This is a genomic window from Streptomyces sp. NPDC055966, assembly GCF_042269865.1.
GTDB lineage: Bacteria > Actinomycetota > Actinomycetes > Streptomycetales > Streptomycetaceae > Streptomyces.
Window position 1 is genome coordinate 91762 of record NZ_JBHJYK010000024.1, and the last position, 20775, is coordinate 112536.

Annotated in this window: 13 protein-coding genes and 1 tRNA gene; 2 read left to right on the forward strand and 12 right to left on the reverse strand. The window is 71.8% G+C overall.

The window, feature by feature from the left end:
- Positions 1-214 precede the first annotated feature (214 nt).
- On the reverse strand, positions 215-814 hold the full coding sequence (locus ACFC8N_RS38715) for a hypothetical protein (protein WP_376293767.1): 600 nt from the start codon (positions 812-814) through the stop codon (positions 215-217).
- On the opposite strand from ACFC8N_RS38715, the gene ACFC8N_RS38720 reads away from it, so the two are divergent.
- On the forward strand, positions 788-1027 hold the full coding sequence (locus ACFC8N_RS38720) for a hypothetical protein (protein WP_376293769.1): 240 nt from the start codon (positions 788-790) through the stop codon (positions 1025-1027). The genes ACFC8N_RS38715 and ACFC8N_RS38720 overlap by 27 nt on opposite strands.
- Before the next feature lie 756 nt (positions 1028-1783).
- Here ACFC8N_RS38720 and ACFC8N_RS38725 read toward each other — a convergent pair.
- From ACFC8N_RS38725 to bldG, 11 genes are all read right to left on the reverse strand, one after another.
- Positions 1784-1857 (reverse strand) — tRNA-Thr (locus ACFC8N_RS38725).
- Positions 1858-1987: 130 nt separating this feature from the next.
- Entirely contained in the window at positions 1988-3592 is a 1605-nt protein-coding gene (locus tag ACFC8N_RS38730) for an alpha/beta hydrolase (RefSeq protein ID WP_376293772.1), read from the reverse strand.
- Between the two features lie 163 nt (positions 3593-3755).
- Positions 3756-4961: a DNA polymerase III subunit delta' gene (locus ACFC8N_RS38735; protein WP_356029314.1), complete on the reverse strand. Its 1206-nt coding sequence runs from the start codon at positions 4959-4961 to the stop codon at positions 3756-3758.
- 174 nt (positions 4962-5135) lie between these two features.
- Positions 5136-8309, reverse strand: coding sequence for a dTMP kinase (tmk, locus tag ACFC8N_RS38740; RefSeq protein ID WP_376293774.1), 3174 nt, complete (start codon positions 8307-8309; stop codon positions 5136-5138).
- Positions 8310-8464: 155 nt separating this feature from the next.
- Positions 8465-11323, reverse strand: coding sequence for a type I DNA topoisomerase (gene topA / locus ACFC8N_RS38745; RefSeq protein ID WP_376293777.1), 2859 nt, complete (start codon positions 11321-11323; stop codon positions 8465-8467).
- A 267-nt stretch (positions 11324-11590) separates the two neighbouring features.
- On the reverse strand, positions 11591-11788 hold the full coding sequence (locus ACFC8N_RS38750) for a hypothetical protein (RefSeq protein WP_356029321.1): 198 nt from the start codon (positions 11786-11788) through the stop codon (positions 11591-11593).
- A 275-nt stretch (positions 11789-12063) separates the two neighbouring features.
- Positions 12064-13593, reverse strand: a complete 1530-nt coding sequence (locus tag ACFC8N_RS38755; protein WP_362821691.1) for a methyltransferase — start codon at positions 13591-13593, stop codon at positions 12064-12066.
- 20 nt (positions 13594-13613) lie between these two features.
- Positions 13614-14243: a small secreted protein gene (locus tag ACFC8N_RS38760; protein ID WP_362821692.1), complete on the reverse strand. Its 630-nt coding sequence runs from the start codon at positions 14241-14243 to the stop codon at positions 13614-13616.
- Between the two features lie 268 nt (positions 14244-14511).
- Positions 14512-16914, reverse strand: a complete 2403-nt coding sequence (locus ACFC8N_RS38765; protein ID WP_376293779.1) for a sodium-translocating pyrophosphatase — start codon at positions 16912-16914, stop codon at positions 14512-14514.
- A 271-nt stretch (positions 16915-17185) separates the two neighbouring features.
- Complete coding sequence (locus ACFC8N_RS38770; protein ID WP_376293782.1) at positions 17186-17614, reverse strand: ATP-binding protein; 429 nt, start codon at positions 17612-17614, stop codon at positions 17186-17188.
- Between the two features lie 158 nt (positions 17615-17772).
- The gene (bldG, locus tag ACFC8N_RS38775; RefSeq protein WP_023547751.1) at positions 17773-18114 is read right to left on the reverse strand and encodes an anti-sigma factor antagonist BldG; all 342 of its coding nucleotides are present in this window, start codon (positions 18112-18114) and stop codon (positions 17773-17775) included.
- A gap of 82 nt (positions 18115-18196) precedes the next feature.
- On the opposite strand from bldG, the gene ACFC8N_RS38780 reads away from it, so the two are divergent.
- Entirely contained in the window at positions 18197-20764 is a 2568-nt protein-coding gene (locus tag ACFC8N_RS38780; protein WP_376293785.1) for a DEAD/DEAH box helicase, read from the forward strand.
- The last annotated feature ends 11 nt before the right edge of the window (positions 20765-20775 follow it).

A 20775-nucleotide genomic window follows, 5' to 3' on the forward strand; every position in this document is an offset into this window, starting at 1 on the left:
CCGATCCGGATTCACTTTGCGGCCCCTTTGCTCCGAGGGCTGGCCAAGGCTTGCCGGGTGGTTCCGGACGGCGCTTCGGTGTCCGGAACCACCCGGTCCGGGCATGATCGCCGTGATGTGCGGTGCGGCTCGGTTGACACAGCGGCGAGCTGACGGGGAGTGACGCGGTTCGTCACCGGGACGCTCACACTGCCCACCAGGGCCTTCGTGGTTCTTACGTGACCTCGTCCAAACGCAGCCTCGTCAGATCCGGCATGCCACCGAGTGAAGTCAGCACAGATTGGTCTGGATTCGTCAGGTATACAAGGGTCGAATAGTCAGGAAAATCGGGCTCCGACTGGTTCCCTTCTTCGTCCGTCCAGTTCTCTTCCACGGTTGCCTTTTCGAACTGCGCGCTCCGCAACAGAAAGTAGATGCCACCCGCGTACGAACTCTCGTGCTCCTCCAATTCGGCGGCAAGCGTTCGGGCCAGGTTCTCGCTGACTTCGGCGAGGTCTGCACCGGTCGAGCCGAAGAGGTAAAAGCGGTCGGGCACACCGTCCTCCGTCTGTCCGTCCGAAAATCCGAGTTCATTCTGGCCATCGTGCAACTTCGTCAGGAACTGCTCGTCCTGGGCGGTGTCCGAAAAGCCGCGCGGAATGTAAGGACTGGCTCCGCTGAGTGCCGGGTCATCGCCATGGGCCGCACCAGGGCCGAACCTTCGCGGTTGGGTCGTGGGCGGTTCGACGGCGTCCTTTCCCCAGCCGGTCAGTCCGCCGAGGCCGGTGAGGAGGATCTGCTGGGTGAGTTGGTCGCAGCCCTGCCGGCGCAGCATTTCGGCCGCGCGGTAGAGGCGGCAGGCGGGGCGGACGGGGAAGTACTTGTCGATGAAGGCGCCAGCGCCGCCATTGCGGCCGGAGACGCCGACACCGAGGTCGCCGATGAAGGTGAAGGGGAGTTCGGCGCCTTCCTTCAGGCCGCTGCCGATGGCTTTGAGGCGGCTGGTGATCGGATCCCACCAGCTCTGGCCCGAGAGGTCGACGGCTAGGTCGGCCGGTCACCGGTGTACCTGTACGCCGAGGTGCAGGGCTCGGCCTGCTGCGGCTGGATGGGGTCGGTGGTGGTGAAGCGGCCGGTGGCGGGGGTCGTAGTTGCGGGCGCGAAGGTTGTAGCCGGCGGCCTTCGTGGTGGGTTCGGTGTACTGGCCGGTGGCCGCAGGCGGTGTAGGTCCAGCTGGACTGGAGGTCGCCGGTGGGGTCGGTGAGGTCGGTGGCGGAACCGAGTTGGTCGTGGTGCTGGAAGTACGCGTCTCCGCTGGGCAGGGTCTGGGACTGGATCTGCTCCAGCGGGTTGTACTGGTAGCTGCCGGTGTAGTCGGCGGCTGCCTGCGGAAGGGCGTTGTTGGGGTCCCAGACGGTGGTGCGCAGCAGGCCCGTGCCGGTCTTCGAAGCGGTGGGTGCTGGTGGTGGCGGTGGTCAGCTGGTCGGCCGCGTCGTAGGTGTAGTTGGTGGTGGTGCCGGCGGTGACGGAGGTGCAGTCGTCGATCTCTTCGAGCGGCTCGTCGGGGCCTTCGGTCTCCCGCCGATCCGACTGCACGACCTCCGCCACGGCGCCGCGACGCTCGCTGCCGACATCGACATCGAGATTGCGTCGCAAGAAGCAGGCCCGGAGGAAGAAGCCCAAGGAGTGGGGCCGAGCCCCTCCGCTCACGCAAGCCACTACACAGCGCCCTGGCCGTGTGACGCGCCATGCCCCGAGCAACAAAAACCCCAGGTCATCGACTATCTGACCTGGGGTTTCTCGGAGCCGCCTTCGGGATTCGAACCCGAGACCTACGCATTACGAGTGCGTTGCTCTGGCCATCTGAGCTAAGGCGGCGCGCCGTCCGCACTATGGTGCGATCGGCAACATCGGTAAGTCTACACAGTTTCCGAGGGTGCTCCGACCACGCCCCGGATGCGCAGGGTCCGGGGCCGGTGGCAGGGGGTGTGAGCAGGGGTTTCCCGGGTTACGAGCAGCGCTTTCCCGGGGTCGGCGGGGTGCCGTTCAGCAGGTAGGTGTTGATCGAGGTGTCGATGCAGGTGCTGCCGCGGCCGTAGGCGGTGTGGCCGTCGCCGACGTAGGTCAGCAGGTGTCCCGAGGAGAGCTGGCGGGACAGCGACTGGGCCCAGCGGTAGGGGGTCGCCGGGTCGCGGGTGGTGCCGACCACCACGATCGGCGCCGCGCCCTTCGCCTCGATGCGGTGCGGCTTGCCCGTGGCCTTCACCGGCCAGTACGCGCAGTTCAGCGCGGCCCAGGCCAGGGTGTCGCCGAAGACCGGGGACGCCTTCTCGAACGTGGGGAGAGCCTGGCGCACCTGGTCGGGGCCGGTGAAGGCGGGCGGCAGGTCCAGGCAGTTCACGGCGGAGTTGGCCATCATGAGGTTGCTGTAGTGGCCGCCCGCGTCCCGTTCGTAGTAGCTGTCGGAGAGCGCGAGCAGGCTCGCGCCGTCGTGCTCCTTCATCGCCGACGTCAGCGCCTCGCGCAGTTGCTCCCACTCCCCCTGGTCGTACATCGCCGCGATCACGCCGGTCGTGGCCAGCGGTTCGCTGAGCTTGCGGCCGTCCGCGTCGCCCGTCGGGATCGGGTGCGCGTCCAGCGTGCGGAAGAACGCCTTGAGGTGGTCACCGACCTGCGCCGGCGTCGTGCCCTTGCCGCCGAGGGGGCAACCGGAGTGCCGTACGCAGTCCTTCGAGAACGCCTGGAACGCCGTCTCGAAGCCCGCCGTCTGATCGAGGTTCAGCGTGCGGGCGTCGATGGAGGGGTCCATCGCGCCGTCCAGGACCAGCCGCCCGACCCGGTCGGGGAACAGGCCCGCGTACGTCGCACCGAGGAACGTGCCGTACGACGCCCCCACGTAGTTCAGTTTCCGGTCGCCCAGGACCGCCCGCAGGATGTCCATGTCCCGCGCCGCCTCGACGGTGGAGACGTGCCGCAGCAGTCGCGCCGAGTGCGCCCCGCAGCTCTCGTCGAACTTCTTGTCCGCCGCGACCAGCGCGTTCCGCTCCCGCTGGTCGTCGGGCGTCATGTCCGCCTGCGTGTACGCGTCCATCAGACGGCCGTCGAGACACTTCACCGGCTCACTGCGGGCCACGCCCCGCGGGTCCATCGCGACCATGTCGTAGCGGGCGCGGACGCCCGCCGGGTAGCCGACACCCGCGTAGCTCTGGAGGTAGTCGATCGCCGAGCCGCCCGGACCGCCCGGGTTGACCAGCAGTGAACCGATCGGCCGACCCTTGCCGGTGGCGTTCTTGCGGGCGACGGCGAGCTGCACGTCACCGGCCCCGGGGTTGTCGTAGTCCAGCGGGGCCTTCATCGTCGCGCACTGGAAGCCCGGGGCACCGCAGCTCTTCCAGCGCAGCCGCTGGCCGTAGTACGACGACAGCGCCGGCGGCGTCGCCCGCGGCAGCGCGGCCAGCGCCGCATCCGCCGTGTCGCCGGCCGGGGTGGTCGAACTGCCGGGGGAACAGGCGGACACGAGCAGGGCGGCGGCCGCCAGCAGGCTGGCGGCGAGGCGCGCCGTCGTCCGGCTGCGGGAGCCCCGGGTCCGGCGGGGGGATGGCCTGGTGTGCATTCGGCGAGCGTAACGCTGTGCTACGGATCGGGCGCGGCCCGTGCGGGTGATGTGCTCGTACGGGGGACATGCGGGACTGCGAGTGGTGTCACGGGCGTCCCGCGCCCACCCCGGCGGCACCCACCCGCCGCTCATCCCGTCTCCCGCGGCGCCCGCACGGCCGTCACCCCGCCCGCAGCGCCATCGTCATCGCCTCCACCGCCAGCAGCGGGGCCACATTGCGGTCGAGGGCCTCACGGCACGCTCCGATCGCCTCGATGCGGCGGAGGGTGGATTCCGGGCTGCTGCCCCGGGCCAGCCGGTCCAGGGCGTCCTCGGCGTCGGCGTTGGCGATCGCCACACGGGAGCCGAGCTGGAGGGCGAGCACGTCGCGGTAGAAGGCGGTGAGATCGCCGAGGGCGACGTCGAGGCTGTCGCGCTGCGTGCGGGTTCTGCGGCGCTTCTGCATGTCCTCCAGGTCCTTCATCACGCCCGCCGTGCCGCGCGGCAGGCGACCGCCCTGGGACGCGCCGAGCGCCGCCTTCAGCTCCTCCGTCTCCTTGCCGTCCATCTCCTCGGCGAGCTGCTTGGCGTCCTCGGCTGCCGCGTCCACCAGCTCCTGGGCGGCCCGGAGACAGGCACCGACCTCGTCGAGCCGCAGGGGCAGCTTCAGCACGGCGGCCCGGCGCTCGCGGGCCGCCGGGTCGGTGGCCAGACGCCGGGCCCGGTCCACGTGCCCCTGCGTGGCGCGGGCGGCGGCGGCCGCGACCTGAGGCTCGATGCCGTCCCGCCGCATGAGCATGTCGGCGACCGCGTCGACGGAGGGCGTGCGCAGGGTCAGGTGGCGGCAGCGGGAGCGGATCGTCGGCAGGACGTCCTCGACGGAGGGGGCGCACAGGAGCCAGACCGTGCGCGGGGCGGGCTCCTCCACGGCCTTGAGGACGGCGTTGGCCGACTTCTCGTTCAGCCGCTCGGCGTCCTCGACCAGGATGATCTGCCAGCGGCCGTTCGCCGGCGCCGTGAACGACTTGCGGACCGTGTCCCGCATGTCCTTGACCAGGATCTCGGAGCCGACCGCGGCGACCGTGTTGACGTCGGCGTGCGTGCCGAGCAGGGCGGTGTGGCAGCCGTCGCAGAAGCCGCAGCCGGGGGAGCCGCCGAGGGCGCGGTCGGGGCTCACGCACTGCAGGGCCGCGGCGAAGGCCCGCGCCGCCTGGTTCCGGCCCGCGCCGGGCGGGCCCGTGAACAGCCAGGCGTGCGTCATCCTCGACGCCTCGGGCAGCGGCTCGTCGGCCGCGGCGGCCGTGACGAGGGCGTCGGCGTCCCGCGCGGCGGCGCCGAGCACCGCGCTCACCTTCTCCTGCCCGACGAGGTCGTCCCACACGGTCATGGGTCACGCCGCCCTTCCGTCACACTCCGCGTTCCTGCCCTCCATTGTGCGGGCGGGCACTGACAACGCCGCCCGGCCGCCCCGGCGGCCGTCGGGAAAGCGCGAGGGCGGCGCCGGTCGATCCCTCCGACCCGTGCCGCCCTCCGCCTCGCCGGACCCCGCCGGGGCCTGCCGTCAGCCGCGCCGGCCCCGGCCCCGGCTGCCGCCCTGCTCCTCGTCCCGGTCGCCGTACTCCCGCTCGTCGTACGACCCCAGCAGTTCGTCCGCCAACGACGGCAGGTCGTCCAGCGGGGTCTCCTCGGCCCAGTCGGGGCGCGGGCGGCGGCGCGGTGTGCCGTCGGCGTCGAGCTGGGGCATCTCGCGGGTGCGGTCCTCGGAGCCGTCGGGGCCCGCGCCGGGCCGTACGGGCGGCAGGACGGCCGTCTCGTCGACCGCGCCCGGGGTCACCGGCGGCAGGACGGCCGTCTCGTCCGCCGCGCCCGCAGCGGCGGCCGGCGGCTGCGGCAGCTCGGCGGTCACCTCGGACTCGGAGGCGGTGCCGGTCCCGGACTCGCGTGCGGGACGGGCGTCCTCGTCGGCACGACGCTCGTCCTTGCCGAGCGGCACCACCGGCGTCGGGACCGTCTCCTCGGCACCGCGCGGCGCCGGGGACACGACCGGCGTGGGAACCGTCGACGCCTCGGGCATGACACCCGGCGCCGCCGGCTGGCGGGTGCTGGACCTGCGGGCCGCCGTGTCGGCCGCCGCCGCTGCCTCGGCCGCCTGACGGCGGGCCTCCTCGGCACGCAGCAGCGCCTCCTCGGCCTTGCGCTGCTTCTCCAGGCGCCGCGCCTCCTCCTCGGCGCGCAGCCGGGCCTCCTCCTCGGCCTGCTTGCGGCGCCGCTCCTCCTCGGCCCTGCGGCGGGCCTCCTCCTCGGCGCGGGCCTTCTCCTCGGCGAGCAGCCGCAGGCGCTCCTCCTCCGCGCGCCGGGCGGCCTCCTCGGCCCGCTGCCGGGCCTCCTCCGCCTGCCGCTCGGCCTCGCGGCGCTGCGCCTCCTCCAGCTCGCGGCGCTTGCGCTCCTCCTCCTCGGCGCGCAGCTTGGCGAGCTGCTCCTGGCGCTCCCGCTCCAGGCGCTCCTCCTCGGCCTTGCGGGCGGCCTCTTCCTCGGCCTTGCGGCGGGCCTCCTCCTCGGCCTTCTTCCGCGCCTCCTCCTGGGCCGCGATCTCGGCCTCGGACAGCGGCAGCACGGTGTCGAGCCGGTGCCGGATCACGGTGGTGACGGCCTCGGGCTCCTGACCGGCGTCCACCACCAGGTAGCGGCCGGGGTCGGCGGCGGCCAGCGTGAGGAAACCGGCCCGCACGCGCGCGTGGAACTCCGCAGGCTCCGACTCCAGCCGGTCCGGCGCCTCGGTGAACCGCTCGCGGGCCGTCTCCGGGGAGACGTCCAGCAGGACGGTGAGGTGCGGGACGAGGCCGTCGGTCGCCCAGCGGTTGATGCGGGCGATCTCGGTCGGGGACAGGTCGCGGCCGGCGCCCTGGTAGGCGACGGACGAGTCGATGTAACGGTCGGAGATGACGACGGCGCCGCGCTCCAGGGCGGGGCGTACGACCGTGTCGACGTGCTCGGCGCGGTCGGCGGCGTACAGCAGCGCCTCCGCGCGGTGCGACAGGCCCGCCGAGGACACGTCCAGCAGGATCGAGCGCAGCCGCTTGCCGACCGGCGTGGCACCCGGCTCGCGGGTGAGCACGACCTCGTGGCCCTTGGCGCGGATCCACTCGGCGAGGGCCTCCGCCTGGGTGGACTTGCCGGCGCCGTCGCCGCCCTCCAGGGCGATGAAGAAGCCGCTCGTGGCCGGTGCCTCGACCGGGTCGTCCCCGCCGAGCAGCGCGTCCTTGAGGTCCTGGCGCAGCGGGATGCCGGAGCGGTCGTCGACCTTGGCGAGCACCAGCGCGGCGACCGGCAGCAGCAGCGCGCCGACCAGCATCAGCGTGAAGGAGGCTCCGCCGTGCGCGAAGACGAACCGGCCGTTCTCCAGGCGATGCCGGCCGATGAGTCCGGCGACGACGGGCGCGATCAGGACGGCGAGCGCTATGGAGACGCGCACCACGGCGTGCAGGTGCTCGGTGACGCGCGCCCGGCGGAAGTCCTCGGTCTCCTGGTCGAGCAAGGCGTGCCCGGTGTTCGCCGCCACGCCCGCGGTGACGCCGGCGCCGGCGACGATCAGCAGCACCGTGGTGACGTCCGGGACCAGGCCGGCGGCCAGCAGGGCGATGCCGGTGAAGGCGATCGCGAGGGCGAGGAGCCGGCGGCGCGAGAGCGAGGGCAGCAGCGCGGGGGCCGTACGGATGCCGACGGCGACGCCGCCGGTCAGGCCGAGGACCAGCAGGCCGTACAGGACCGGGCCGCCGCCCAGGTCGGTGGCGTGCAGCACGCACACCGAGACGGCGGCGGCGATGGCGCCGGCGACGGCGGCGCAGGCCGGGACCAGCAGCGGGATCGCGCCCGTACGGCCCTTGTCGACGCCGGTGCCGGTGCGCGGGCGGCGCAGGCCCTCCAGCGGGGACCGCGCGCGCGGGGTGCGCACGTCGGGCAGTTCGAGCGAGGTCAGCACGGACAGGGAGGCGGCGAACAGGCCCGCCGCGACGTACGAGCCGAGGGCCGCGTGGTGCTGGTCGAACCAGGCCACGCCCGTGCCCAGCAGGTTGTTGAGCAGTCCGGCGAGGACCAGGGCGGCGGCGGCCAGCGGGACGGCCAGGAAGCCGGTGCGCAGCGACAGCCGGCGCAGGGCGTCCATGTGGTCCGGCAGCGGCCGTACGGTGGCGCCCTCCGGGGGCGGGCCGGGCAGCAGGGCGGGGGCCGCGCTCTCCCGGCACACCGTCCACAGGCGCTCGGCGACGCCGGTGACGAAGGCGGTGACGAGCAGGACGGCCAGGGCGTTGTCCGGCGTCCAGTCGATCCACAGGGGCGCGACGATCAGCAGCAGGGCGCGCACGGCGTCGGCGCCGACCATGGTCCAGCGCCGGTCGAGCGGGCCCTCCTGGCTGGTGAGCGAGGTCAGGGGGCCGAGCAGGACGGCGCCGAAGAGCAGGGTGGCGAGTACGCGCGCGGCGAAGACGGTCGCCACTGCGAACGCCACGCCTCGGTATCCCCCGCCGAACGCGCCCTGGGCGATCGCCGCCTGGAGGACGAGGACGACCAGGACGAGAAGGGCGAGGGCGTCACCGGTGCCGCCGACCAGATGTGCGCTCCACAGGCGCCGCAGTTCCGGTCGGCGCAGCAGGGAGCGGACGGCGCGCTCGCGGGAGTCCGCGACCAGGGCTTCGTCCGGTTCTGTGGTGGGGGCCGTTGGCTGCTCGGCTCGCGTCATGCGTTCAGCCTATCGGCAGCCACCGACAGGACACGTCTCCTGTCCTGGCATGCGCACGCCCCGACACCAAAGTGATGCCGGGGCGTGCCCAAGTGACACCGGGCGGGCGCTTCGCGAAGCCGAACGGAAACCCGGAGGCGAAACCGTGCGGCGGATCAGTCCTCCGTGCCGGAAGCCGTCGCCTTGGCGGCGGTGGCCTTCTTGGCGGTGGTCTTCTTGGCCGCCGTGGTCTTCTTCGCGGCCGCGGTCGTCTTCTTCGCCGCCGTCTTCTTGGCCGCGGTCTTCTTCGCCGGGGCCGTCTTCTTGGCCGGCGCCTTCTTCGCGGTCTTCTTGGCGGGCCCCTTCGCGCGCTTCTCGGCGAGCAGCTCGAAGCCGCGCTCCGGGGTGATCGTCTCGACGCTGTCGCCGGAGCGCAGGGTCGCGTTGGTCTCGCCGTCGGTGACGTACGGACCGAAGCGGCCGTCCTTGACCACGACCGGCTTCTCGCTGACCGGGTCGGTGCCCAGCTCCTTCAGCGGCGGCTTGGCGGCCGCGCGGCCACGCTGCTTGGGCTGGGCATAGATCGCCAGCGCCTCCTCCAGCGTGATCGTGAAGAGCTGGTCCTCGGACTGGAGCGAGCGCGAGTCCGTGCCCTTCTTCAGGTACGGGCCGTAACGGCCGTTCTGCGCGGTGATCTCCTGGCCCTCGGCGTCGACGCCGACGACGCGCGGCAGCGACATCAGCTGCAGCGCCTCCTCCAGCGTCACCGTGTCGAGCGACATGGACTTGAAGAGCGAGGCCGTGCGCGGCTTGACCGCGTTCTTGCCGGTCTTCGGGGTGCCCTCGGGGAGGATCTCCGTGACGTACGGGCCGTAGCGGCCGGCCTTGGCGACGATCTGGTGGCCGGTGACCGGGTCGGCGCCCAGCTCGAAGTCGCCGCTGGGCTTGGCCAGCAGTTCCTCGGCCAGCTCGACGGACAGCTCGTCCGGCGCCAGGTCGTCCGGGATGTCGGCGCGCTGGTGCTGCTCGGTGTCCTTCTCGCCGCGCTCGATGTAGGGGCCGTAGCGGCCGACGCGGAGCACGATGTCGTTGCCCACCGGGAACGACGACACCTCGCGCGCGTCGATCGCGCCCAGGTCGGTCACCAGCTCCTTGAGGCCGCCGAGGTGGTCCCCGTCGCCGTTGCCGGCGTCGGCCGCGGTGCCGTGGCCGCCCGCGGCGGAGCCGCTGTCGGACAGGGTCTCGCCGAAGTAGAAGCGCTTCAGCCACGGCACGGCCTTCGCCTGACCGGCGGCGATGCGGTCGAGGTCGTCCTCCATCTTGGCGGTGAAGTCGTAGTCGACGAGCCGCCCGAAGTGCTTCTCCAGGAGGTTGACCACGGCGAAGGACAGGAAGGACGGCACCAGGGCCGTGCCCTTCTTGAAGACGTAGCCACGGTCGAGGATCGTGCCGATGATCGACGCGTACGTCGACGGGCGGCCGATCTCGCGCTCTTCCAGCTCCTTGACCAGGGAGGCCTCGGTGTAGCGGGCCGGGGGCTTGGTGGCGTGGCCGTCGACCGTGATCTCCTCGGCGGACAGCGCGTCGCCCTCGGCGACCTGGGGCAGCCGGCGCTCGCGGTCGTCCAGCTCGGCGTTCGGGTCGTCGGCACCCTCGACGTAGGCCTTCAGGAAGCCGTGGAAGGTGATCGTCTTGCCGGAGGCGCTGAACTCGACGTCCCGGCCGTCGGCCGCGGTGCCGCCGATCTTCACGGTCACGCTGTTGCCGGTCGCGTCCTTCATCTGGGAGGCGACGGTCCGCTTCCAGATCAGCTCGTAGAGCTTGAACTGGTCGCCGGTCAGGCCGGTCTCGGCCGGGGTGCGGAAACGATCACCCGAGGGGCGGATCGCCTCGTGCGCCTCCTGGGCGTTCTTGACCTTGCCGGCGTACGTACGCGGCTGCGGCGGGAGGTAGTCGGCGCCGTAGAGCTGCGTGACCTGCGCACGGGCCGCCGCGATCGCCGTGTCGCTCAGCGTCGTGGAGTCCGTACGCATGTACGTGATGTAGCCGTTCTCGTACAGCTTCTGGGCCACCTGCATGGTGGCCTTCGCGCCGAAGCCGAGCTTGCGGGACGCCTCCTGCTGGAGCGTCGTCGTACGGAACGGGGCGTACGGCGAGCGGCGGTACGGCTTGGACTCGACCGAGCGCACGGAGAAGCGGGTGCTCTCCAGGGCGGCGGCGAGGGCGCGGGCGGTCGCCTCGTCGAGGTGGAGGGTGTTCTCGCTCTTGAGCTGTCCCAGGGAGTCGAAGTCGCGGCCCTGCGCGACCCGCCTGCCGTCGACGGTCTGCAGGCGGGCGACCAGCGACGACGGGTCCGACGGGTCTCCCGCGCGGCCGGTCGCGAAGGTGCCCGTCAGGTCCCAGTACTCGGCAGAACGAAAAGCGATGCGCTCGCGTTCCCGCTCGACGACGAGTCGCGTGGCGACGGACTGGACGCGGCCGGCCGACAGCCGGGGCATGACCTTCTTCCACAGGACCGGCGAGACCTCGTAGCCGTAGAGGCGGTCGAGGATGCGGCGGGTCTCCTGGGCGTCGACCAGCTTCTGGTTGAGCTGGCGCGGGTTGGCGACGGCCTCGCGGATCGCGTCCTTGGTGATCTCGTGGAAGACCATCCGCTTGACGGGGATCTTCGGCTTGAGGACCTCCTGGAGGTGCCAGGCGATCGCCTCGCCCTCCCGGTCCTCATCGGTGGCGAGGAACAGCTCGTCGGAGTCCTTCAGCAGGTCCTTGAGCTTCTTGACCTGTGCCTTCTTGTCCGCGTTGATGACATAGATCGGCTGGAAGTCGTGTTCTACGTCCACACCGAGGCGGCGGACCTCGCCGGTGTACTTCTCGGGCACCTCGGCGGCGCCGTTGGGAAGGTCACGGATGTGCCCGACGCTCGCCTCGACGACGTAGCCGGGGCCGAGGTAGCCCTTGATCGTCTTCGCCTTGGCAGGCGACTCGACGATGACGAGTCGGCGGCCGCCCTGTGCGGTCTCGCTGGTCGGGGACAACTTCGCTCTTCTCTCCGGTCGACGCTGTGGCCTCCCCAGGCCTTCGTCCCGGGGTCGCGGCGTACTGCTGGCACGTGTGACGCTGCGGAGTGTGACGGTACATCCCGCCCCCGTGTCAAACGGGAAAAGCCCACAACGGCCACTCGAACGGTAACCCGACTACCGGCATTCCTGCCGCCCGGACCGCCCCGCGGCCCCGTGCCCCATGTCCGGAGCGTAACGCTCCCCTTACTCCCGCGACAGGCCGTCGCGGGGCGCCTGCCGACGTCAGAGGCGGGTCAGGCAGTACACGCCGAGGGCGAGCGCGACCGTTCCGGCGACGCCCGCGAGGGTGGCCGATGCGACTCGGTTCACACCGTGGGCCACCGGTTCCCCGTGTCGGACCCGGGTGCCGGTCCAGGCCAGCAGGGCGCCTCCGAACAGGGCGAACACCACTCCCGCGAAGATCGCCGGCCCGCTCTCCATCCCCCGCGCTCCCCTTCCGTGTCTCCGCCTCCGCCCAGCGCGGGGAGGGTGGCACGCACGGGAGACGGGCGGGCGACATCGGGGTGAACGGCGGACCGACTCGTTATCGAACACACGATCGAGTGCCGCTCGGCCACACATGCCATCCGCATTTTCCGGCCTTTTTGCATCCGCCCGCGCCGAGCGGCGTGCCGGGGCCCCGGCACGCCGCCGTCGCCACCCGGTGGACCCCGGTCTCCGGCTTCCGCCGACGGCCGGGACGCGCCGGGGCGGTGTCAGCGCACCGGCTCCAGGAAGCCCTGCTCCACGAGCAGGCGGATCTGGGCCGGGGTGCGGTCGCGGAGCAGGACCGGGTTCTCGTCCATGAGCTGGGCGATGGCGTCCAGGATCCGGCCCGCGCTGAGCGTGCCGTCGCACACACCCGCGAAGCCCGCGCCGATCGTGTCCACCTTCGTGGCCCGGCGCATGCCGCGGTGCTGGCGCAGCACCACGTGCTCCGGGTCCTCGGCGCCGGGCAGGCCGACCTGCTCCTGGACCACCTCGGCGGTCAGCCTGAAGTGGCCGTCGAGCAGCGCCGCGTCGTCGTGCTCGCGGAGATAGTCGAGGCGCTCGAAGTGCGCCAGGATCGTGTCCCCGAGAGGCTGCTCGACCGGATGCGGCCACTCCTCCACCGTGACGACGGGCTCGGCGGAACCCGTCCGGCGCAGGGTGATCCAGCCGAAGCCGACCGCCTTGGCCTTGCGCGCCTCGAACTCGTCGAGCCAGGCGTCGTAGCGCGCCTGGTACTCCGCCGGATCCCCGCGGTGGTCACCGGCGTCCCTCAGCCACAGCTCGGCGTACTGCGTGACGTCCTGCACCTCGCGCTGCACGATCCAGGCATCGCACCCGCGCGGCACCCACGACCTGAGTCTGTCCTGCCAGTCCTCCCCTGCCACGTGCTGCCAGTTGGCGAGGAACTGCGCGAACCCGCCCTCGTTCAGCCGTTCCCCCGCCTGCTGAACGAGCGAGCGGCACAGATCGTCCCCGCCCATCCCGCCGTCCCGGTACGTCAGCCGGGCGCCGGGAGAGATGACGAAGGGCGGGTTGGAGACGATCAGGTCGTACGTCTCGTCGTCCCGGACCGGCTCGAAGAGCGAGCCCTCGCGCAGCTCGGCCGCCGGCGCGCCGGACAGCGCCAGCGTGAGCGCGGTGATGTGCAGCGCGCGCGGGTTGAGATCCGTCGCAGTCACGCGCGTGGCGTGCTGGGCGGCGTGCAGCGCCTGGATGCCGGAACCGGTACCGAGGTCCAGGGCCGAGGCCACCGGGGTACGGACGGTGATGCCGGCGAGGGTCGTGGAGGCACCGCCGACGCCCAGGACGACTCCCTCGTCGTGCTGCCCGATGCCGCCCGCACCGCCCACCGCGCAGCCCAGGTCGGAGACGATGAACCAGTCCTCGCCGGCGGGGCCGCCGTAGGGCCGTACGTCCACGGTGGCGGCCACCTCGTCGCCGCCCACGCGCGTGAGCCACCCGGTGTCCACGGCCTCCTCGGCCGGCAGAACGGCGGCCACGCGCGCGTACGGCACCGGTTGCTGGAGCAGGAAGAGCCGTACGAGCGTCTCCAGCGGCGTGTCGCCGCGGGTCGCCCGCAGGGCGGGCACGGTCTCGCTGCGGGCCAGCGCCGCGTACGCGGGGGCGCCGAGCAGGTCGAGCAGCCCGTCGGCGGTGAAGGAGGCGGCCAGCAGCGCCTCCCGCAGGCGCGCGGCGGCGTCCGGCCGGTCGGAGGCGGGCAGGGGGGCGAGTCCGGTGTCAGTCACGCCCCCCATTGTGGCCCGCGACGGACGACTCAGCCGTTGGCGGACGACGGCGAGGCCGAGCTCGACGCGGAGCTCGACCCGGAGGTCTTCGTGCAGCCCGCCTGCTTGGCCACCGCCTCGTTGACGTCGCCCTTCTCCAGGTTCTTCAAGGCGGTGATCACACTGTCGTACTGCGTCAGCACCACCTTCATCCGGTCCGAGAGGTCACTCAGGCCGGAGGCGAACTTCGTCTGGTCCTTGGTGTCGAGCCCGTCCACCCGCTTCTTCAGGTCGGCGTACGCGGCCGACAGGGCCGTGAGCTTCTTGACGGCGTCCTGCTGCTTCTGCGCGCCGCCCTCGACGCCCGGAGGCGCCCCGGCGCCGTCCAGGGTGGCCGCGCGCGCCTTGAAGCCGTCGGCCAGGTCCTGGAAGGCCTGGGAGTCGGTCTGCTGGACGTCCTTCGGCGGCCCGTCCTTGGCGACCTTCGACAGCGCGTCGTAGGCACCCGAGATCTTCGCCTGCTGCGCGGGCAGCGGCTGGCACACGGACTTGGCCCAGGCGACCATCTTGGGGTCGGGCCCCTTGGCGCCACTGCTGCCGCTGCCGCTGCCGGTGCATCCCGTCAGCGCCACTACCAGTACCGCACCGCCGGACAGTGCGGCCGCGAGCTTCTTGTTCACCGGATCGGTCCCTTCCATGGCTCTCGGCCCACGGACCCTACACGTCGGGCGCACACCCCTCACATCCCGTACGCCCCCTAAAGCGCCCCTTATGGCGCTTTGCACCAAGAGAGCCGAGAGAGAGAAGGCTCACCACGCGGGCGGGCCCGCAGCCGACCCGCGGACGCCCCGCACACGTCCTCGCAGACGCGGGTGGGCGGACGGCACGTCAACACGCGCCGCCCGCCCACCCGTTGAGCAGGGCTTCTGGAACGAACCAGCGGTACGGCTACGAAGCCACCGCTGTACTGGCCGAGTTGGCGACCCGCTCGGCACTCTCGTCGTCGCCCACGGCGATGCCGCGCCGCTTGGAGACGTACACGGCGATGACGATCACGGCGAGTGAGAGGGCCGAGATCAGGATCCGTACGCCGATGTTCTTGTCGGCGCCGTAGGAGAACTTGATCACCGCGGGCGCGATGAGCAGCGAGACCAGGTTCATGACCTTCAACAGCGGGTTGATGGCCGGTCCGGCCGTGTCCTTGAACGGGTCGCCGACGGTGTCGCCGATCACCGTGGCCGCATGGGCGTCGCTGCCCTTGCCGCCGTGGTGGCCGTCCTCCACCAGCTTCTTGGCGTTGTCCCAGGCGCCACCGGAGTTGGCGAGGAACACCGCCATCAGCGTGCCCGCGCCGATCGCGCCGGCGAGATAGGAGCCGAGCGCGCCGACGCCCAATGTGAAGCCGACGAAGATGGGCGCCATCACGGCGAGCAGACCCGGGGTGGCCAGCTCCCGCAGGGCGTCCTTGGTGCAGATGTCGACGACACGCCCGTACTCGGGCTTCTCGGTGTAGTCCATGATCCCGGGGTGCTCGCGGAACTGCCGCCGCACCTCGAACACCACCGAACCCGCCGAACGCGACACGGCGTTGATGGCCAGTCCGGAGAAGAGGAAGACGACCGCGGCGCCCGCGATGAGGCCGACGAGGTTGTTGGGCTGCGAGATGTCCAGCGACAGACTCAGCGGTGAACCGGGCCCGGTGAGCTTCTCCCCCACGTTCTGCACGTTGGTGGTGATGGCGTCCCGGTACGACCCGAACAGCGCCGAGGCCGCGAGGACGGCGGTGGCGATGGCGATGCCCTTGGTGATGGCCTTGGTGGTGTTGCCGACCGCGTCCAGGTTGGTGAGCACCTGGGCACCCGCGCCCGCGACGTCACCGGACATCTCGGCGATGCCCTGGGCGTTGTCGGAGACCGGGCCGAACGTGTCCATGGCGACGATCACGCCGACCGTGGTGAGCAGACCGGTGCCGGCGAGGGCGACCGCGAACAGCGCCAGCATGATCGACGTACCGCCGAGCAGGAACGCGCCGTACACGCTCAGCCCGATGAGCAGCGCGGTGTAGACGGCGGACTCCAGACCGAGCGAGATGCCGGACAGCACGACCGTCGCCGGGCCGGTGAGGGAGGTCTTGCCGACGTCCCGCACGGGGCGCCGGGTGGTCTCGGTGAAGTAGCCGGTGAGCTGCTGGATGACGGCGGCGAGCAGGATGCCGATGGCGACCGCGACGAGGGCGAGCATCCGCGGATCGCCGGCCTTGCCCCGGATCGCCGCGTCCGTCACGCCGTGCAGGGCGGAGTACGACGACGGCAGGTAGACGAAGACCGCGACCGCCACCAGCACGAGGGAGATCACCGCGGAGATGAAGAAGCCGCGGTTGATCGCGCTCATGCCGCTGCGGTCCGCGCGGCGCGGGGCGACCGCGAAGATGCCGATCATCGCGGTGACGACGCCGATGGCCGGCACGAGCAGCGGGAACGCCAGCCCGGAGTCGCCGAAGGCGACCTTGCCGAGGATCAGCGCGGCCACCAGGGTCACGGCGTACGACTCGAAGAGGTCGGCCGCCATGCCCGCGCAGTCGCCGACGTTGTCGCCCACGTTGTCGGCGATGGTCGCGGCATTGCGCGGATCGTCCTCCGGAATGCCCTGCTCGACCTTGCCGACCAGGTCGGCGCCGACGTCGGCGGCCTTGGTGAAGATGCCGCCGCCCACCCTCATGAACATGGCGATCAGGGCGGCGCCGAGGCCGAAGCCCTCCAGCACCTTCGGCGCGTCGGCCGCATAGACGAGCACCACGCAGGAGGCGCCCAGCAGGCCGAGGCCCACCGTGAACATGCCGACGACGCCGCCCGTGCGAAATGCGATCTTCATCGCCGTGTGCGAGACGGTGGTGAGATCCTTTTCCGTCTCGCCCGGCGCCGGTGTGGCTTCCCGGGCGGCCGCGGCGACCCGCACATTGCTGCGCACGGCCAGCCACATGCCGATATAGCCGGTGGCCGCGGAGAAGACCGCGCCGATCAAGAAGAACACCGATCGTCCGGCCCGCTGATTCCAGTCGTCCGCGGGCAGCAGCATGAGCAGGAAGAAGACGACGACGGCGAATGCGCCGAGTGTGCGCAACTGCCGGGCGAGATACGCCTTCGCGCCTTCCTGGACCGCCTCGGCGATCCGCTTCATGCTGTCGGTGCCCTCGCCCGCGGCCAGCACCTGGCGCACCAGGATCGCCGCGACCACCAGCGCGGCCAGGGCGACCACGGCGACGACGGCCACGAGGATGCGGTTGTGGTCGGTCAGGACCGCGGCCGCGAGGTTGGTCGAGTGAACCGATGGAGAAGTAGAAAGCCCCGCCATTCGTCCTCCTTGACGCTTGGACTGAGCTCAAGATGTGGACGGATTCTAGGTACCCCGGAGTGATCTCAACAGAGCGCGGTAAACGGAATTAGCCTAACCGGCTCATCGGCAAATGATCGAGACCGCGCCAGACAACCCGAATGGAGTAATGCCCCCGGGGCATTGACGGTGATCGTGAATTCCTTCACGAATTCGGAAGGATCTCTGTTCGTGCCGGAAAAACACCGAGGGCCCTGCTCGGCAGGGCCCTCGTGAAGTGGTGCGACGGCTTTCAGAGCACGACCGCCGCCGGCGGTGTGGTCGGCCAGGTCATGCGGATCAGGCCGCCGTCCTGCCCGGTGGTGACCTCCATGTCGTCGACGAGGCCGCTGATGACCGCGAGGCCCATCTCGTCCTCCTCGACGTCCGCCTCGCCGTCCTGCGCCGCGCCGGGCGCGTCCGGGGTGGCGTGCGGGGCCTCGTCGCCGACCTCGATGGAGAACTGTTTCTCCTCTTCGATCAGCGCCACCTTCACGGGTGCCGAGATGCCGCTGTTCTGGTGCAGCCCGACGGCACGGGAGCAGGCCTCGCCCACGGCGAGCCGGACCTCGTCCAGGACGGCCTCGTCCACTCCGGCCCTGCGTGCCACCGCGGCCGCCACCAACCGGGCGGTCCGGACGTGCTCGGGCAGCGCGCTGAAGCGGAGTTCGACAGTGGCCATGCATCCCCCTCGCGGCTATGGGCGTGCGGTCGGGACGCGGGGACGCCGAGCGCCCGCACCCCAGATGTACGTCGGCGTCCGGGCCACGTCATCGGCCCGGACGGGACCGCCCGGCGCCGGACTCCCGGCAGGAGCCCGACGCCGACGGACGATCCAGGTCAGTCGGTGGCCGCCACCGCTTCCTCGACCGAGGTGTGGATCGGGAACACCTTGGTGAGGCCGGTGATACGGAAGATCTTGAGAATGCGCTCCTGGTTGCAGACCAGGCGCAGCGAGCCCTCGTGGGCACGCACACGCTTCAGGCCGCCGACCAGCACGCCGAGCCCGGTGGAGTCGAGGAAGTCCACGCCCTCCATGTCGACGACGAGGTGGAAATTCCCGTCGTTCACCAGCTCGACCAGCTGCTCGCGCAGCTTGGGCGCGGTATACACGTCGATTTCACCACCGACTCGGACGACCGTACGATCGCCGACGGTCTCGGTCGACAGGGACAGGTCCACGGATCCTCCAGCACCTTGCTATCGAGCGGGTCGCCCCTCGGGCACCTCGGCTTGCGGCCCCCGGGACGCTTCGCCAGCCGCGATGGCATTCAATCACTTACCGGCAGGCGTGCACGACGCCTTGGCTCCATTGTCCGTCACGCCAGTGACACACTCGGTGCCGATGGCCAAGAATCTCCGATCCGATCGATCCCCGGCGAACCCGGCGTCCCGCCCGTCTCCGGGCGTGGTCCTGGACCGGCTCGCCTCCGGGCCGAGCCGGGCTGCGCGCATCACTCATACGGAGCACTTGCCCCCGCGCGCGGGCCGCCATGCCGTCTGGCCTGACCGGATTCGGTCGGAAGTGATCGCGGCCGTGCGGGCGGCCGGGATCGAGCATCCATGGGCACACCAGGCGCTGGCCGCCGAGCACGCCCTGGACGGCGATTCGGTGGTCGTCGCCACCGGCACCGCCTCCGGCAAGTCCCTCGCGTACCTCGTGCCCGTCCTGTCCACCCTGCTGGACGGCTCCGAGGCCCCGAACGGGCGCGGGGCCACCGCGCTGTACCTGTCCCCCACCAAGGCGCTCGCGGCGGACCAGTGCCGGTCGGTGAAGGAACTTTCACAACCCCTTGGCAACGCCGTGCGCCCCGCCGTGTACGACGGCGACACCCCGGTCGAGCAACGGGAGTGGATCCGCCAGTACGCCAACTACGTCCTCACCAACCCCGACATGCTGCACCGCGGGATACTCCCGTCCCACCCGCGCTGGTCCTCCTTCCTGAAGTCGCTCAGGTACGTCGTCGTCGACGAGTGCCACACCTACCGCGGCGTCTTCGGCTCGCACGTCGCCCAGGTGCTGCGCCGCCTGCGCAGGCTCTGCGCCCGCTACGGCGCGTCGCCCGTCTTCCTGCTGGCCTCGGCGACCGCCGCCGAGCCGTCCGTCGCCGCCCGCCGGCTGACCGGTCTGCCGGTGGTCGAGGTCGCCGACGACGCCTCCCCGCGCGGTGAGGTCGTCTTCGCCCTCTGGGAGCCCCCGCTCACCGAGCTGCACGGTGAGAAGGGCGCCCCCGTCCGGCGCACCGCCACCGCGGAGACCGCCGACCTGCTGACCGACCTGACCGTGCAGGGCGTGCGCTCGGTCGCCTTCGTACGGTCCCGGCGCGGCGCCGAGCTGATCTCGGTCATCGCCCAGGAGCGGCTGGCCGAGGTCGACCGCTCCCTGGTCCGGCGGGTCGCCGCCTACCGAGGCGGCTACCTCCCCGAGGAGCGGCGCGCCCTGGAACGCGCCCTGCACTCCGGCGACCTCCTCGGCCTCGCCGCCACGACCGCCCTGGAGCTGGGCGTGGACGTCTCCGGCCTGGACGCGGTGGTGATCGCCGGCTATCCGGGCACGCGTGCGTCCCTGTGGCAGCAGGCGGGCCGAGCGGGCCGCTCCGGGCAGGGTGCGCTCGCCGTGCTGGTCGCCCGCGACGACCCGCTGGACACGTTCCTGGTCCACCATCCGGAGGCCCTGTTCGACCAACCGGTGGAGTCGACGGTCCTCGACCCCGACAACCCCTACGTCCTCGCCCCGCACCTGTGTGCGGCCGCGGCGGAACTCCCGCTGACCGAGCAGGACCTGGACCTCTTCGGCCCCGCCTGCGCGGACGTGCTGCCCCAGCTGGAGGCCGCGAAGCTGCTGCGCAGGCGCACCAGGGCCTGGCACTGGACCCGCCGGGAGCGGGCCGCCGACCTGACCGACATCCGCGGCGCCGGGGGCAGCCCGGTGCAGGTCGTGGAGGAGGGCACCGGCCGCCTGCTGGGCACGGTCGACGCGGGCGCCGCGCACTCCACGGTCCACGAGGGCGCGGTCCATCTCCACCAGGGCCGCACCTATCTGGTGCGCCGGCTGGACCTGGAGGACTCGGTGGCCCTGGTCGAGCAGGCCGACCCGCCGTACTCCACGGTCGCCCGCGACACCACCTCGATCTCCGTCCTGGAGACGGACACCGAGATCCCCTGGGGCGCCGGCCGTCTGTGCTACGGCTCGGTCGAGGTCACCAACCAGGTGGTCTCCTTCCTGCGCCGGCGCCTCATCACCGGCGAAGTGCTCGGCGAGACGAAACTCGACCTCCCTCCTCGCACCCTGCGCACGCGCGCGGTGTGGTGGACGGTCACCGACGACCAGCTGGACGAGGCCCGGATCAACCCGGAGATCCTCGGCGGCGCCCTGCACGCCGCCGAGCACGCCTCCATCGGCCTGCTGCCCCTGTTCGCGACCTGCGACCGCTGGGACATCGGGGGCGTCTCCGTCCCCCTCCACCCCGACACCCTCCTTCCGACGGTCTTCGTCTACGACGGCCACCCCGGCGGCGCGGGCTTCGCCGAGCGCGCCTTCCACACCGCCCGCACCTGGCTCGCCGCCACCCGCGAGGCCATCGCCTCCTGCGAGTGCGAGGCCGGCTGCCCGTCCTGCATCCAGTCCCCCAAGTGCGGCAACGGCAACGACCCGTTGCACAAGCGGGGGGCGGTCCGGCTCCTCACCGTGCTGTTGCGAGGGGCACCGGAGGAGAAGTCCGCGGAGCCAGCGGTGCGGACTGTGCGGGAGACGGGGGCAGAGGCGGGGACGGAGGCAGAGGCGGGGGCGCAGGAGCCGGGAGCGGCCCCGCGGGGCCCGCTCTCGACCTGACCTCCGCCGCG